The 14646-nt window shown below is 61.3% G+C and carries 12 protein-coding genes and 1 tRNA gene; 6 read left to right on the top strand and 7 right to left on the bottom strand.

All coding sequences use genetic code 11. The annotated features are described in order from the left end of the window. The first annotated feature begins 201 nt into the window (after positions 1 to 201). Positions 202 to 486, top strand: coding sequence for a hypothetical protein (locus CUJ84_RS20150; RefSeq protein WP_105007503.1), 285 nt, complete (start codon positions 202 to 204; stop codon positions 484 to 486). Between the two features lie 169 nt (positions 487 to 655). After that, positions 656 to 943 (top strand): hypothetical protein, encoded by a 288-nt coding sequence (locus CUJ84_RS20145; RefSeq protein WP_012759154.1) that lies wholly within the window; start codon positions 656 to 658, stop codon positions 941 to 943. 247 nt (positions 944 to 1190) lie between these two features. Here CUJ84_RS20145 and CUJ84_RS20140 read toward each other — a convergent pair whose 3' ends face one another. Further along, positions 1191 to 2048 carry a LysR family transcriptional regulator gene (locus CUJ84_RS20140; protein WP_105007502.1) on the bottom strand — a complete coding sequence of 286 codons (858 nt, stop codon included), beginning with the start codon at positions 2046 to 2048 and terminating at the stop codon, positions 1191 to 1193. Positions 2049 to 2157: 109 nt separating this feature from the next. Here CUJ84_RS20140 and CUJ84_RS20135 point away from each other — a divergent pair, with 109 nt between their 5' ends. Next, positions 2158 to 2616, top strand: a complete 459-nt coding sequence (locus CUJ84_RS20135; protein WP_018069222.1) for a DUF3237 domain-containing protein — start codon at positions 2158 to 2160, stop codon at positions 2614 to 2616. A gap of 112 nt (positions 2617 to 2728) precedes the next feature. Here the strand turns inward: CUJ84_RS20135 and CUJ84_RS20130 are convergent. Together CUJ84_RS20130 and CUJ84_RS20125 are read right to left on the bottom strand one after the other, a co-directional pair. Further along, positions 2729 to 2813, bottom strand: a tRNA-Leu gene (locus CUJ84_RS20130). 124 nt (positions 2814 to 2937) lie between these two features. Continuing rightward, positions 2938 to 4233 carry an MFS transporter gene (locus tag CUJ84_RS20125; protein WP_018495858.1) on the bottom strand — a complete coding sequence of 432 codons (1296 nt, stop codon included), beginning with the start codon at positions 4231 to 4233 and terminating at the stop codon, positions 2938 to 2940. 128 nt (positions 4234 to 4361) lie between these two features. On the opposite strand from CUJ84_RS20125, the gene CUJ84_RS20120 reads away from it, so the two are divergent. Next, positions 4362 to 4940 carry a TetR/AcrR family transcriptional regulator gene (locus CUJ84_RS20120; protein WP_105007501.1) on the top strand — a complete coding sequence of 193 codons (579 nt, stop codon included), beginning with the start codon at positions 4362 to 4364 and terminating at the stop codon, positions 4938 to 4940. An 89-nt stretch (positions 4941 to 5029) separates the two neighbouring features. Here the strand turns inward: CUJ84_RS20120 and CUJ84_RS20115 are convergent, their stop codons facing one another. Then, the gene (locus tag CUJ84_RS20115; protein WP_105007500.1) at positions 5030 to 6010 is read right to left on the bottom strand and encodes an aldo/keto reductase; all 981 of its coding nucleotides are present in this window, start codon (positions 6008 to 6010) and stop codon (positions 5030 to 5032) included. 223 nt (positions 6011 to 6233) lie between these two features. On the opposite strand from CUJ84_RS20115, the gene CUJ84_RS20110 reads away from it, so the two are divergent. Next, positions 6234 to 7865 carry an AMP-binding protein gene (locus tag CUJ84_RS20110; RefSeq protein ID WP_105007499.1) on the top strand — a complete coding sequence of 544 codons (1632 nt, stop codon included), beginning with the start codon at positions 6234 to 6236 and terminating at the stop codon, positions 7863 to 7865. A 45-nt stretch (positions 7866 to 7910) separates the two neighbouring features. Here the strand turns inward: CUJ84_RS20110 and CUJ84_RS20105 are convergent, their stop codons facing one another. The 3 genes from CUJ84_RS20105 to secA form a co-directional block, all read right to left on the bottom strand. Continuing rightward, positions 7911 to 9188, bottom strand: a complete 1278-nt coding sequence (locus CUJ84_RS20105; protein WP_027682726.1) for a GNAT family N-acetyltransferase — start codon at positions 9186 to 9188, stop codon at positions 7911 to 7913. Further along, positions 9189 to 10604, bottom strand: a complete 1416-nt coding sequence (locus CUJ84_RS20100; RefSeq protein WP_105008254.1) for a lipopolysaccharide biosynthesis protein — start codon at positions 10602 to 10604, stop codon at positions 9189 to 9191. 180 nt (positions 10605 to 10784) lie between these two features. Further along, a complete protein-coding gene (secA, locus tag CUJ84_RS20095; RefSeq protein ID WP_105007498.1) occupies positions 10785 to 13502 on the bottom strand; it encodes a preprotein translocase subunit SecA in 2718 nt (905 codons plus the stop codon). Positions 13503 to 13748: 246 nt separating this feature from the next. On the opposite strand from secA, the gene CUJ84_RS20090 reads away from it, so the two are divergent. Next, a complete protein-coding gene (locus tag CUJ84_RS20090) occupies positions 13749 to 14630 on the top strand; it encodes a peptidylprolyl isomerase (RefSeq protein ID WP_105007497.1) in 882 nt (293 codons plus the stop codon). The last annotated feature ends 16 nt before the right edge of the window (positions 14631 to 14646 follow it).

Genomic DNA, 14646 nt, shown 5'->3' with positions numbered 1-14646 from the left:
CTGTTCGGGGGCCTTCGCTCTCATTTTGGCGGGTAGGATAGAATAATGCTGCAATTCCAAATGTTAAAGCGTCCTTCTCAGGTCTAAAAAGACGCGCGGCGTTGTAGGCACGGCCCTTTTTCGCGGCACGGTCGGGCCGTCACGATGTTGGAACCACTTGTGTCTTGCCTCGTTGCCATTTCATCACGAAAGGAGAACGACATGCGAAAGATGATCTTGAACTGTACTGTGGCGGCCCTCGCCGCCTGCTCGTTTGCAGCGCCTGTTCTTGCCGACAGCGTCTATGTCAGGGAGCGTTCCTATGACGACGGCTATCGCCACGAGCGGGTACGACCCGGCATCACCATCAGCGAGCGTGGCGTCACTTTCGGTGCCGTGCGCGAACGTGAGCACCGCCGCTATCGCGATAATGGCTGCGAAACCAGGAGCGTCACCCGACAGACCGACGAAGGCGAGGTCACCAAGACGGTCCGGCGCTGCAATTAACGAAAAAATGTGCGATAAGGACGAAGCCCGGTTCCGACGAGCCGGGTTTTCGCCTTTTGTGGCACGAATATTTCAATGCAGTGGTGAAAGTCGTCTGTCGGTGTTATGAGCACGCCTTTGGTAACAGCGCGTTCCCAGCGCAAACACCGCCCGCACAGGATCTTTTAGTATGATTGAGCTTACGCCGTCCCAGATTGCCGCACTTAAACTCGCCAGGGATGGAGACCTTTATCCTCAGCCAGCCAATAAATGGACGCACGAGAACGCGACGGTGACTTATGCAAAAACTGACCGGTGGAAAGAGCGGCCGCAGAAAATAAAGTCGGTCACTGCCAAGACGCTGGGTGAGTTGAAGGAGCCGGGTTTTCTGGAGAGGCGGCATCTGGATGATGACGCAACAAAAGACGTCTACGGCATCACGATGGCCGGCAAGATGTGGCTGCTGAAAAACAAGTAAGCTCCGCTTAAGCGCTGAGTATTTTCACAAGCCTCCCAGCCTAACGGGATATGACGGCCTCATATCTGAGTTTTCGGGAGGGACTTGAGATCGCCGCCAAAGCGACCTGGCCAATAAGAATTCTATCAGGTACGGGCGGCGGTCGAGGCGGTCGAGGCGGTGATGCAGTGTCGTCTTTCGCTGGCGCACAGCCGCCAGCGACGGCGACCGTTATGACGCTCAAGCTTCACAGTGTCTTCGTTCGGAACTATGCGACTTCACGTGCCTGTTCGCAAAGCCATGCGCAGAGCTGCCGTGGCGCCTGGCGCGCGTCATTGGAGCGCATGAGCGCAAAATGCCAGGCTGGCCCGCTCAGCACGTAGGGGAACGGCGCGATCAGCCGGCCCTCGGTCAAAAGCGGCCGAAACAGCGACGGCGACAACAGCGCCACACCCACGCCTGCCAGCGCCGCATTGGCATCCAACTCGTGCGTGGGGTAATCGACCGCCAAAAAGCGCAAACCCTGCGGGGTTGCGCATTGAGCCTCCTTAAACCATTGCTCCCAATCAGGGTGCGGCAAAAGCTCGAAGTCAGCCAGCGCCTCCGGTGCGGCAAGCGTCCGCGTTCCAAGCAGGGAAGGCGACAGCATCGGCGTCACTTCTACGGGAGCGAGCCGATATTCTTCCAGCCCGGCCCATCCACCGCGACCCGTCCTTATGGCGACGTCGAATGCGCCCGTGTCACGTATTTCCGCCGAGACGTCGACCTCGATGACGGAAGCTCCAGGCGTAGGATAGCGCGCCAGACGCGGTGCAAGCCAGCGCGACGCAAAGGTCGGCGGCGCCGTGAGCCTGAGTGGCGGCGTCGCCGCCTGAAATTCTGCGAGCGCCTCACCGATCCCGGTTAATGCCTCCCGGACCCGGTTTGCCAGAACGGAGGCGGCGCCCGTCGGGACCACTCGCCGACCGGCGCGGATAAATAGCGGCTGACCGAGTTCAGCCTCCAAGGTGCGAATACGAAGGCTGACCGCCGCCGGCGTCAGAAACAAGCGTTCGGCTGCGCGCGCGAAGCTCCCGGCCGAGACACACGCCTCCAATACGCGCAGAGACTCCAATGACGGTCGCATGACCAGCTTCCCTTCACGATCAATTTATCTTGCGGTGACGACAAGCAAAGCGCGTTTTGAAGGCGGAACGCTCTGGTGCAATTTGGGGGCCAAGAATAGGAGATCTACTGTGTCCCTGCAATCTCAGCACCTGTTTACACTCTTTATCGCGCTTCATCCGACGCTGGAGCTTGGGCAGACGCCAGCCGGCGGCCGGCGCATTTTTCCTGTCTCGGGCGGACATTTCCAAGGGGAGCGCCTGAAAGGAGAAGTATCGCCGTTGATCGGATCGGATCTCCTGCTCGCTCGCACCGACGGCACATTTCAGCAAGATGTCAGGCTCCTCCTCGTCGCCGACGACGGGGGCCTCGTCCTCATGACCTATCGCGGCATAAGGCGTGCGTCACAGGCCGTCGACGAGCGTTTGGCGCGCGGCGAAACGGTCGACGCTTCGGAATATTATCTGCGCACGACACCGTATTTCGAGACCGCCGCGCCTGCGCATGCGTGGCTCAACAGCATTGTCGCGGTCGCAAAGGGCGGCAGGTGTCCGGGCGGTGTCGAATACGAAGTCTTTGAAGTTCTGTGACCACGATATTGTCCTCGCCGCTCTCACATTGCGGGGGCCAGATCGTCCGCGCGAGACGACGCAGTCCGCTTGCGTTGCTTGAACTATCTGACGAAGAGCTTGAAGATTTTGGTGGTGCCCCATGCCGGAGTCGAACCAGCACTTCTTTCGAAACTCGATTTTGAGTCGAGCGCGTCTACCAATTCCGCCAATGGGGCAACGGATACGAACGGGCGGCTGTCTAACATGCGAGCGCCCGGACGCGCAAGACGGGCAAGCGAAGTTATCGGACTGATCCGGTAGAGAGATCCGGCCTCACTCGAGGCCGGATCCTGTCTGATATCAATGGGCGGCGGCCGGTGCCGGGTTGCTCAGGCCGGACTTCTTCAACGTGATCGCCAGGATCGAGGCCAGCAGGCAGAAGGCGCCGGCGACGAAGAAAGCGGGCAGGTAGCTCGAAAGCTCGGTGCGCGAGAGGCCGGCGCCATAGGCGGCGGTGGCGGCTCCCAGCTGATGTCCGGCAAAGACCCAGCCGAAGACGAGGCCGGTCTTTTCGCGGCCGAAGCGGTCGGCGGCGATCTTGACGGTCGGCGGCACGGTGGCAATCCAGTCGAGGCCGTAGAAGACGGCGAAGATGGAGAGGCCGTAAAAGCTGAAATCGCTGAATGGGAGGTAGAGCAGCGACAGGCCCCGCAGGCCGTAATACCAGAAGAGCAGCCAACGGTTGTCGAAGCGGTCGGACAGCCAGCCGGAACCGATGGTGCCGAAGAAATCGAAGATGCCCATGACGGCCAGCACGCTGGCGGCAGCCACCGGCACGATACCGAAATCGCCGCAGAGGGTGACGAAATGGGTCTGGATCAGGCCGTTGGTGCTGAGACCGCAGATGAAGAAGGTGGCAAAGAGGATCCAGAAGGTCGAGGTCTTCGAGATTTCCTTGAGGACGGTGATCGGCGTCATCAGCGCGGCGCCGAGGGAGGTGCTTGCCGGTGGCGGCGTCACCTGCGTCTCGCCGAAGGCGGGCAGGTTGAGGTCGGCGGGGCGGTCGCGCATGAAGGCAAGCACGGCAAGGGCTGCAACCATGATCATGGCGCAGACGAAAAACACCGTCGAGCGCCAGCCATAACGTTCCGTCAGCTCCGCCATCAGTGGCAGAAAGACGAGTTGGCCGGTGGCCGAGCTTGCCGAGAGCATGCCGACGACGAGACCGCGATGCTTGGTGAACCAGCGGCTGGAGATCGTTGCGGCGAGCACCATGGCCGTCAATCCCGTGCCGAAACCGACGACGATGCCCCAAAGCAGCAGCAACTGCCACAGCGTCGTCATGAACAGCGAACCGACGAAGCCCGCGCCGATCAGCGCCAGTGCGAAGACGATGACCTTGCGCACGCCGAAATAATTCATGAAGGCGGCGGCGAACGGACCCATGAAGCCGAAAAGGATCAGGCGGATCGCAAGGGCCGAGGAAATCTGCGAGGTCTCCCAGCCGAATTCGTCCTGCAGCGGCTTGATGAGAACGCCGGGTGCGCCCATGGCGCCGGCGGTGACCAACATGGTGAGGAAGGTCGCGGCGACGACGACCCAGCCGTAATGGATGTTGCGCCGGGCAAGGGAGGAGGCGAGGGCTGTGGAAACCATGGGCAAGATTCCGTTTGAATTCAGGTTCGAGAAGATACTGGATCGATTTACATGATGGTCATCATATTTCTTGCGTATTGATGATGGACGTCATATATTTTGTCAAGCGACTATTTCTGGAGACGACAATGCGGGTCAGCCGCGAAAAATTTGCCGAAAACCGCGAAAGGATTCTGAGCGTTGCCGGCGTGCTTTTCCGCGAAAACGGTTTCGACGGGGTCGGCGTCGCCGACATCATGAAGGCGGCGGGGCTGACGCATGGCGGCTTCTACGGTCATTTCGATTCGAAGGACGACCTGGCGCTGGAGGTCAGCCGCAAGCTGATCGACAGGGTGGAAGAGCGCTGGAAGGAACATATCGCCGAATCGCCCGACCGGCCGCTGGCCGCTCTTCTAGACCATTATATCCACTGGCGCACGGTTGACGATCCCGGCGGCAGCTGTGTCTTCGCAACGCTGATCCAGGAAGTCAGCCGCAGCCGCGGCGCCGTCCGCGCGGTCTTCAGCGATGGTCTGTCCGTGCTGGTCGAGACGCTTGCCGATATCGTTCCCGGCGAAACGGAGGAGGAGCGCCGCGCCAATGCGACGACGACACTCTCATCGATGATGGGCGCTGTCATTCTTGCCCGCGCGGCCGAGGACAGGGCGCTTGCCGAGCAGTTTCTGGTGACCATGCGCCGGCAGCTCGATCCTGACAGCCAGACATAATCTCAGTCGCGGGCCCATGGTTTCGCTCTCCCTCTCCGGGTGGAGAGGGATCTGCCCTTGCATATGCCTGAGGACCGAAAAGCCAGAGCCTATTTGAAGCCGACGATGGCGTGCGGGACATAGGGTGCTTCCAGTGCTGCGATTTCCTCGGCGGTGAGCTTGACCGAGAGCGAGGCAACGGCGTCTCTGAGGTGGTTCGGTTTGGACGCACCGATGATCGGGGCGGTCACCGCACTCTTCTGCAGGATCCAGGCGGTTGCGACCTGGGCGCGGGAGATGTTGCGGGCCTTGGCGATTTCGGCCACGGCTCCGACGATCTTGCGGTCGGCATCGATGGACTGCGTGTAGAGCGTCTTGCCGAATTCGTCGGTTTCGCTGCGCGCCGTCGTTTCATCCCAGTCGCGGGTCAGGCGGCCGCGGGCAAGCGGGCTCCAGGGGATGACGGCGATTTTCTGATCCTCGCAGAGCGGCAGCATTTCGCGCTCTTCCTCGCGGTAGAGCAGGTTCAGGTGGTCCTGCATGCTGACGAATTCGGTCCAGCCGTTCAGCCTCGAGACGTAAAGCGCCTTGGCGAATTGCCAAGCATACATGGAGGAGGCGCCGATATAACGCGCCTTGCCAGATTTGACGACGTCATGCAGCGCTTCCAGCGTTTCCTCGATCGGCGTCGTGTAGTCGAAGCGGTGGATCTGGTAGAGATCGACATAGTCGGTGCCGAGACGACGCAGACTATTGTCGATCTCGTCGAAGATCGCCTTGCGCGACAGGCCGGCGCCGTTCGGGCCCGGCCGCATGCGGTTGAACACCTTGGTCGCCAGCACGATGTCCTCGCGTTTGGCGAAGTCTTTGATGGCGCGACCGACGATCTCCTCCGATGAACCGTTGGAATAGGTGTTGGCGGTGTCGAGGAAGTTGATGCCGAGGTCGATCGCCTGCTTGATCATCGTCCGGCTTTCTTCTTCCCGCAGGCTCCAGGCATGATTGCCGCGGCCGGGATCGCCGAAGGTCATGCAGCCCAAGCAGATTTTCGACACTTCGAGACCGGTCTTCCCAAATTTTGCATATTCCATGAAACGACTCCGTGATGAATTCGATGATCCCCAGGCTGCCTTCGATGATTTAGCGCGAGATGACCAAAGTCGCAGGGGCAGCCAATGAAGAATCTATGCTGCATGCGCACAATGATCCGTGATCGGCTTTTGAAGCCGCGCTCATGATTGCCGCTTCTGGCTTCAGCTTGCACATCCGCGCTGCAAGGTGTTAGCTGATGCAGCATTTTACCGGAATCCGACCATGCAACTGCCGTCCCACGATCGCTACGACGATCTTTATCGCGATTTCTCCTGGCGGATTCCGGAGGATTTCAATATCGGCCGCGCCGTCAGCGACGACTGGGCGGCGCGTGCGCCCGAGCGCGTCTGTCTCGAACATTTCAGCCCGGACGGCGATCACCGCGTGATGACCTATCGCGCGCTCGCCGACCGTTCCTCGGCCTTCGCAAATGCGCTCGTTTCGCTTGATATCAAACGCGGCGATCGCGTCGCGCTGCTATTGCCGCAGTCCTTCGAAACGGTGATCGCGCATGTGGCGATCTACAAGACAGGCGCGATTGCGCTGCCGCTGGCGCTGCTCTTCGGCGTCGAGGCGCTGGAATACCGGCTGAAGGCGGCAGGTGTTGTGGCCGTCGTCACCAATGGCTTCGGTCTCGAACGCATCCGGCAGATCCGCGGGCGCCTGCCGGCGCTGAAACATGTCATCAGTATCGACGGGGCGAGTGGCGATGCGGCCGCTTTCGCCGAACTGATGGATGGCTATCCCCCTGTCTTCGACGTTGCCAAGACCGGTCCGGATGATCCGGCGCTGATGATCTTCACGTCGGGAACGACGGGGCCGCCCAAGGGCGCCTTGCATGGCCACCGTGTCCTGCCCGGCCATATTCCCGGCATGCAGTTTGCCCATGAGGGTTTTCCGCGAGCCGGCGACAAGGTCTGGACGCCGTCCGACTGGGCCTGGGCCGGCGGCCTGCTCAATGCGCTGCTGCCGAGCCTTCTGCTCGGCGTTCCCGTCGTCTCGTCGCCGGCGCAGAAATTCGATGCCGACATGGCCTATCGCATCATGGCGGAGATGAAAGTGCGCAATGCCTTCATTCCGCCGACGGCGTTGAGGTTGATGAGATCCGTTTCCGATCCGCGCTCGACATATGATCTGGTGCTGCGCACCGTCGGCTCGGCCGGGGAGGCGCTCGGCCGCGAGACCTATGAATGGGCGCGGGGCACGCTCGGCATCACCGTCAATGAATTCTACGGCCAGACGGAGTGCAATTTCGTGCTCGCTTCTAGCGCTGCCTATGGCGTCACCAAGGCGGGCGCCATCGGACGGGCGGTGCCCGGGCATCGCGTCGCGATCGTCAGCGAGACGGGCGACGAGTTGCCCGTCGGCGAACCGGGCCAGATCGCCATCGCCAGTCCCGATCCTGTCATGTTCCTCGGCTACTGGGACGATGCGCTGGCGACGAAACGAAAATTCGCCAAGGGCTGGCTGCTCACCGGCGATATCGGCAGGCAGGACGCCGAGGGCTATGTGACCTTCGAAGGCCGCGACGACGACGTCATCACCTCGTCGGGATATCGCATCGGCCCGGCCGAAATCGAGGACTGTCTGATCGGTCATCCCGCCGTGCAGCTTGCCGCCGCCGTCGGCAAGCCCGATGCCGTGCGCACCGAGATCGTCAAGGCCTATATCGTGCTTTCACCGGGCCATCACCCAAGCGAGGCGCTGGCCGCCGACATAAGGGAGTGGGTGAAGACGCGGCTTTCGATGCACGAATATCCTCGCGAGGTGGAATTCATCGATGCATTGCCGCTGACGACCACCGGCAAGGTGATACGCCGGCTGCTGCGGGAGAGGGCGGCCAGCGAGCGATAGAGCATTTCCGGCGCAAAACCGCTAGGCACTTTTGCTGGAATTGCTTTAGCCCCGTCCGGCGAGCGACATGATCTTTTCGCGCAGCATCTTCGCCATGTTGCGGGTGCTGCGGTACATGTGAAGCTGAGCGGTGACCTGGCGCATGTCGCGATCGCCGTTCTGCGTCAGGCCGATTACCAGCGTTCCCATCTCCTCGCGCTCCTGCCAGAAGCGGCTCATGATCGGATGATCCGCGACGGCGCAGGAATCGGAGCGCACGATGTTGGCATCGTCGAGATGCCATTCGGTGAGTTCGCTCATCAGCAGCTTGCCAGGCGAAAAGCGGGCATAGTTTTCATCGTAGGCGGTCTTCCAGGTATAGGCCTCGCCGCCCATCATCAGCACGACGATGGCGGCAATCGCCTTGCCGTTGAGATCGATCGTGTGAATACGCACGGCATCGACGGCGGCAAGGTTCGACACCGCCTCGCGGGCGAAGGCCGTATGATAACGATCGGTGACGAGAGCGCTTCGCCGCTTGCCCTTCCAGCCGCCGGCTTCCATTGCCAGGAATTCCTCGAAGCGAATATGGATTTCGCGCGGCTGGCGGGCGACGGTATAGACCGCTGTTCCCAACTCCTCCAGCAGGCGCCATTGGCGGCGCATCTCGCGCATATGCGAGGAGGAGATGGTTTTGCCGAGATAGGCCGGCGCCTCTTCCTCGCTCTGCAGCATAGGGCGCTGGTAAGGATTGGTGACGGTGACGGGAAGATTGCGGCTAAGCGCCACTGCCTTGATCATGCGCACGAAGATACCGTTCAGCCTGAGATCCGGCAGAACCAGTATGCCAGGCAGATTGAGATCGCGAGCGGTCAGTCCCTCGAAGAGATTGTCGAGGGTCTCGGCGGCATCCTCGCCATCGACGAGCGGCGTGCCGAGCGGTCCGAAGCTGTTCGACCAGCCGCGGATGATCGACGGACCGACGGCGAAGCCCGGCTTGTCGACCGAAAACGGCAAGAGGAACCGCATGCGGCTGCGGCCGGCATTGTGGTCGCGGATCAGGGCGAAGTTCACCTGCCGATCTTCGAGCCGCGGCATGGCGGGGGCGAGGAAGCGGCCGGAGAAAAAGACGTTCGGTTCCATCGCCCGGTTGGAGAGGAAATCGAGCTCATCCTGAAGTTCATAGCCGAGCTTGCCGGGATAAAGGCAGAGCTCGCGCCCCGGTCGGCCGATCTCGGCGCGAGCCTCGGCCTGCGGCGCTTCGAAATTCAGCGAGGCGAGATCATGCACCATGCGGTTCGCGGTGCTGTCGGTGCTTTCGGTAACGGGGGGAACACGCACCATCTATCGAACTCTCATTTCTGGTGTTGCGGCGGAGGGGCTGGCGAAGGCGAAAAGGACGATGCCGAGCGTGCGGCGCACGGCGACATGCAGCAGGATCGCCTCGACGGCCATGGCCGAGGCGGTGGCGATCGCCGTGCCCTCGATGCCGTAATGCGGGATCAAAGCGAGGTTGAGGCTGACATTGGCCGTCAGTGCGCCGGCATAGAGCGCGACGCAGAGGTTCTGCTTGCCTGCCATCATCAGCAGCGTTTCGGCCGGGCCGACCAGCGATTTGGCGAGGATGCCGGCGAGCAGGATCGCCATCACCAGATAACCTGACGTAAAGGCGCCGCCGAAGAGCGACAGCAGCAGATGACCGGCCGCAAGCACGACAAGGCCGACCCCGAGCGCCGGCCAGAAGGTCCAGCGGGCGGCGTCGATGGCAGCGGTTGCCAGCTGGGCGTGGTCGCCTTCGGCGATGATCGAGGAAAAGCGCGGGCCGGAGGCTGCCTTGACCGAGAAATTGATGAAATGCACCAGTGCCATCGTCTTGGCGGCGGCGAAGTAGATGGCGACGTCGTGCGGCTCGAGGAAGATGCCGACGACGACGACGTCGGAATTGGTCAGCAGGAAGCTCACGCCCTCGATCAGGAAAATCGGAAAGGCGACGCTGAACCAGGCGATGAAATCGACCTTGCGCGGGCCTTCGTCATAATGCCGGCGCAGGCGGTAGAGCGTTGCGGCATACTGGCCGAGGGCGGTGACGAAGGTGGCGACGAGTGCTGCCTGCATCGCGGTGACGGCCGTGTGCTCGGCGCCGATGGCAATCGCGATCAGCATGAAAAGGATGATGAGGATCGGGCGGACGATATAGACCGGGCTCAGCGCCATCACCGGCCAGTGGTTGGCCCGTGACGTGCCTTCCAGAATGTCGCCGAGCGCGATCATCGGCATGGCGAGCAGGCCGATGAAGATCGGGACGAGATAATAGACCTGGATCTTATCGCCGAAGAAATGCAGGCCGAGCATGCCGGCGGCGAGCACCGCCGTGCCGGAAAGCAGCGCAAAGATGCGCGCCGTGCCGGTCAGGCCGCGGATTTCCTCGAAAGCGCCCGCTGCCCTGTATTGCGGCAGGAAGCGGATGATCGCGGTGTGGAAACCGAGGCATGAGAGATCACCGAAGACGACGACCAGCACCCAGACGAAAACGAAGATGCCATATTCATATTCGCCCATCAGCCGGGCGAGCACGATCTGGGAGACGAAGGCGAGTGCGGCGCTGAGGATACGGATCGAAAAGGCCGTCAGCGCCATGCGCTGCGCGGCCGCCTTCTCACCGCGTTCGGTGAGCACGGCAGCAAGCATGCGCAGCGTGCGACCGCCGATCGGGCGCAGGCCCGCGGGCAGCATCTTCTCCGCTGTTTCTATGACCGCCATGATGAACACGCAAAACTCTGAGGTCAGGCAAATCGTCCCTGAAGTCTTGACAGAACAGGGTTAAGAAACGGTTCTGGTTTGGGGTTGCCGTCCGACGCTGAAATTCCGGTTTTCCGGCATTGCCGCAGAAAAGAAAATGCCGCCCGGAGGCGGCATTTTCGCGGATCTTTGCGGCCTGCCTCAGACCTGCTCGAAGGCGCCGTGGCAATGCTTGTATTTCTTGCCGGAGCCGCAGGGGCAGGTCTCGTTGCGGCCGATCTTGCCCCAGGTGGATGGATCATCCGGGTTGCGGTTTTCGGGAGAAACGATGACTTCCGTTGCCTGGTAGATCGCCGGGGCGAAATCGTCCTCGCCGGTCGTCGGATCCAGGTGATGGGCCTGCATCAGCGGTGGTTCGGGCTCGGCAGGCGCCTGCTGCACCAATTCGACGCGCATCAGCTGGGCGGTGACGGCCTCGCGCAGATTGTTGAGCAGCGCCGTGAAGAGCTCGAAGGCTTCCGACTTGTATTCCTGCAGCGGATCGCGCTGGGCATAGCCACGGAAGCCGATGACGGAGCGCAGATGGTCGAGGTTGACGATGTGCTCGCGCCAGAGATGATCGAGCGTCTGCATGACGATCGAGCGTTCGACATAATGCATGATGTCGTCGCCGAAACGCTCGGCCTTTTCCGTGAAGGCGGCATTGGTGGCTTCCGTCAGGCGCTCACGGATATCGTCTTCGCCGATACCTTCTTCCTTCACCCAGTCCTCGACCGGCAGGTCGAGATTGAGGATGTTCAAAGCGCCGGTCTTCAGGCCGGCGGCATCCCATTGTTCGGCATAGGCGCGTTCGGGGATATGCTTTTCGACCATGTCCTCGATGACCTCACGGCGCATGTCGGAAACGGTCTCGGAAATATTGGTCGATTCCATCAGTTCGAGGCGCTGCTCGAAGATCACCTTGCGCTGATCGTTGAGAACGTCGTCATACTTCAAGAGGTTCTTGCGGATGTCGAAGTTACGAGCTTCGACCTTCTTCTGGGCGCGCTCCAGGGCCTTGTTGATCCAGGGATGGACGATCGCCTCGCCCTCCTTGAGGCCGAGCTTGGTCAGCATGCTGTCCATGCGGTCGGAGCCGAAGATGCGCATCAGGTCGTCCTGAAGCGAGAGGTAGAACTTCGAGCGGCCGGGGTCGCCCTGACGGCCGGAGCGGCCGCGCAGCTGGTTGTCGATGCGGCGGCTTTCATGGCGTTCGGTAGCGATGACGTAGAGGCCGCCGGCTTCGAGCGCCTTCTGCTTGAGTGCCTTGATCTCCTCGATGATCGCCTGGATCCGGGCGTCACGCTCCGGACCGGCTTCGACTTCGCCGAGTTCACGCTCAATGCGCATGTCGAGGTTGCCGCCGAGCTGGATGTCGGTGCCGCGGCCGGCCATGTTGGTGGCGATGGTGATGGCACCCGGCACGCCGGCCTGGGCGACGATATAGGCTTCCTGCTCGTGGTAGCGGGCGTTCAGCACCTTGAAGTCGTCGAAGCCCTGCTTGCGCAGGCGCTCGGCAAGCAGTTCCGATTTTTCGATCGAGGTGGTGCCGACCAGCACCGGCTGGCCGCGCTTGTGGGCGTCGAGGATCTCCTCGATGATCGCCTTGAACTTCTCGTCGAAGGTCCGGTAGACCTCGTCGTCCTCGTCGAGGCGCTTGATCGGCAGGTTGGTCGGGACCTCGATGACATCGAGATTGTAGATGTTGGCGAATTCTTCCGCTTCCGTCTGCGCCGTGCCGGTCATGCCGGCGAGCTTGTCGTACATGCGGAAGTAGTTCTGGAAAGTGATCGAGGCCAGCGTCTGGTTTTCCGGCTGGATCTGCACCTTTTCCTTGGCTTCGAGCGCCTGGTGCTGGCCTTCCGAATAGCGGCGGCCCGGCATCATGCGGCCGGTGAACTCGTCGATGATGACGACTTCGTCGTTGCGGACGATATAGTCCTTGTCGCGCTGGAAGAGCTTGTGGGCCTTCAGCGCGTTGTTGACGTGATGGACGATCGCGACGTTCTCGATGTCGTAGAGCGCGTTGCCCTTCAAGAGGCCGGCCTGGCGGAGCAGGTTTTCCAGCTTCTCGGTGCCCTCTTCGGAGAAGTTGGCCGAGCGCTGCTTCTCGTCGATCTCGTAATCGCTGGGCACCAGCAGCGGAATGTAGGCGTCGATCGTATTATAGAGTTCGGAGCGGTCGTCGAGCGGACCGGAGATGATCAGCGGCGTGCGCGCCTCGTCGACGAGGATCGAGTCCACTTCGTCGACGATCGCGAAGTTGTGGCCGCGCTGGACCATCTGGTTCTTCTCGTACTTCATGTTATCGCGCAGATAATCGAAGCCGAGTTCGTTGTTGGTGGCGTAAGTAATGTCGCAGGCATAGGCCGCGTGGCGTTCCTCGTCGGAAAGGCCGTGGACGATGACGCCGGTGGTCATGCCGAGGAAGCCGTAGACGCGGCCCATGGTCGCGGCATCACGCTGGGCGAGGTAATCGTTGACGGTGACGACGTGCACGCCCTTGCCGGAAAGCGCGTTCAGATAGACCGGCAGGGTGGCGACCAGGGTCTTGCCTTCGCCGGTCTTCATCTCGGCGATCGCATTCGAATGCAGGATCATGCCGCCGACCAGCTGTACGTCAAAAGGTCGCAGGCCGAGAACGCGGCGCGAGGCTTCGCGCACGACGGCAAAGGCCGGGATCAGAATGTCGTCGAGCGTCTTGCCCTCGGCGAGCAGGGCGCGAAACTCCACGGTCTTTGCCGCGAGCTGCTCGTCCGTCAGGGCCTTCGTCTTCTCTTCGATAGAGTTGATGGCAGTGACGTTCGGCTGATAGGACCGCACGCGGCGGTCGTTGGAAGACCCAAATAACTTGCGGGCTATACCGCCAAAGCTGACCATATGACTGGCCCTTTCTCAATATTCATCCCCGGCGTTTCTTGTCCGCGGCCCAGCCGAAAATCAGGCGCGCGCCTTAAAACGCCCGGAAACTGTTCTGGACGCGAGGTTGCGTGACAGATAAGAGGGGGGTCGAATGATGTCAACGGATTTGGCGGATACAGAAAGGCCACAATCCGGTGTTGATGGCTATTTTGAGCTGGATTCAGGGGATGCTGAAACCGGCGATGTAACTGTGAAGGGTATTTCATGTTGAGCACCAACAAACTTGCCGTTCTGGCGTTTGCAACTTTTGTTGCGCTCCAGGCCCCGGCCCATGCCGATGACGCCGTCATCGCCAAGGTCGGCACCCTGGAGATCCACCAGTCGGAACTCGACCTCGCGGTCGCCAATCTCGACCCGCAGCTGGCGCAGCTTCCCGATGACCAGAAGAAGGTCGCAGCCCTTTCCGCCGCCATCGACGTGAAGCTGCTCGCCGCCGACGCTGCGGCCGAGAAGCTCGATCAGACCGACGAATTCAAGAAGCGCATGCAGTATCTCACCGACCGCGAGCTGCACAATGCCTATTTCAAGAAGCATGTCGTCGACATCGTGACGCCTGACGAAGTCAAGGCCCGCTACGACAAGGAAGTCGCCGCCCTGCCGAAGCAGGAGGAAGTCCACGCCCGTCATATCCTCGTCAAGACCGAGGACGAAGCCAAGGACATCATCAAGCAGCTCGACGCCGGCAAGGATTTCGCCGAACTCGCCAAGGAAAAATCCACTGATCCGAACAAGTCGGAAGGCGGCGATCTCGGCTATTTCTCGCGCGGCCGCATGGTCAAGGAATTCGAAGACGCAGCCTTCGCGCTTGAGAAGGGCACCTATTCCAAGACGCCGGTGAAGACCGATTTCGGCTTCCACGTCATCAAGGTCGAGGATAAGCGCGACGCTCCGCCGCCGCCCTTCGAGCAGGTGCAGGATCAGGTTCGTCAGCTCGTCATGCGCGACAAGTATCTTGAGCTCCTGAACAAGGCGAAGGCCTCCGCCAAGATCGAGATCACGGACGAGACGCTGCGCAAGGGTTACGACCAGGCCAACAAGCAGCCGGAGCCGGGCAGTGAGCCCGTCGCCCCGGCGCCGCAGCAGTAATAATAATCGCATCAGG

Source organism: Rhizobium leguminosarum (assembly GCF_002953715.1).
In the GTDB taxonomy this organism is placed as follows: Bacteria; Pseudomonadota; Alphaproteobacteria; order Rhizobiales; family Rhizobiaceae; genus Rhizobium; species Rhizobium leguminosarum_V.
Note: the sequence above shows the minus strand (reverse complement) of the source record. Positions and strands in the feature narration are given on the sequence as shown.

Coding starts and splice junctions, on each gene's coding strand:
- CUJ84_RS20140 (WP_105007502.1), bottom strand. CDS start 2,048: ATGCGACCGTCATTGGAGTCTCTGCGCGTATTGGAGGCGTGTGTCTCG.
- CUJ84_RS20100 (WP_105008254.1), bottom strand. CDS start 10,604: ATGGCGGTCATAGAAACAGCGGAGAAGATGCTGCCCGCGGGCCTGCGC.
- CUJ84_RS20115 (WP_105007500.1), bottom strand. CDS start 6,010: ATGGAATATGCAAAATTTGGGAAGACCGGTCTCGAAGTGTCGAAAATC.
- CUJ84_RS20105 (WP_027682726.1), bottom strand. CDS start 9,188: ATGGTGCGTGTTCCCCCCGTTACCGAAAGCACCGACAGCACCGCGAAC.
- CUJ84_RS20125 (WP_018495858.1), bottom strand. CDS start 4,233: ATGGTTTCCACAGCCCTCGCCTCCTCCCTTGCCCGGCGCAACATCCAT.
- CUJ84_RS20090 (WP_105007497.1), top strand. CDS start 13,749: ATGTTGAGCACCAACAAACTTGCCGTTCTGGCGTTTGCAACTTTTGTT.
- CUJ84_RS20145 (WP_012759154.1), top strand. CDS start 656: ATGATTGAGCTTACGCCGTCCCAGATTGCCGCACTTAAACTCGCCAGG.
- secA (WP_105007498.1), bottom strand. CDS start 13,502: ATGGTCAGCTTTGGCGGTATAGCCCGCAAGTTATTTGGGTCTTCCAAC.
- CUJ84_RS20150 (WP_105007503.1), top strand. CDS start 202: ATGCGAAAGATGATCTTGAACTGTACTGTGGCGGCCCTCGCCGCCTGC.
- CUJ84_RS20120 (WP_105007501.1), top strand. CDS start 4,362: ATGCGGGTCAGCCGCGAAAAATTTGCCGAAAACCGCGAAAGGATTCTG.
- CUJ84_RS20110 (WP_105007499.1), top strand. CDS start 6,234: ATGCAACTGCCGTCCCACGATCGCTACGACGATCTTTATCGCGATTTC.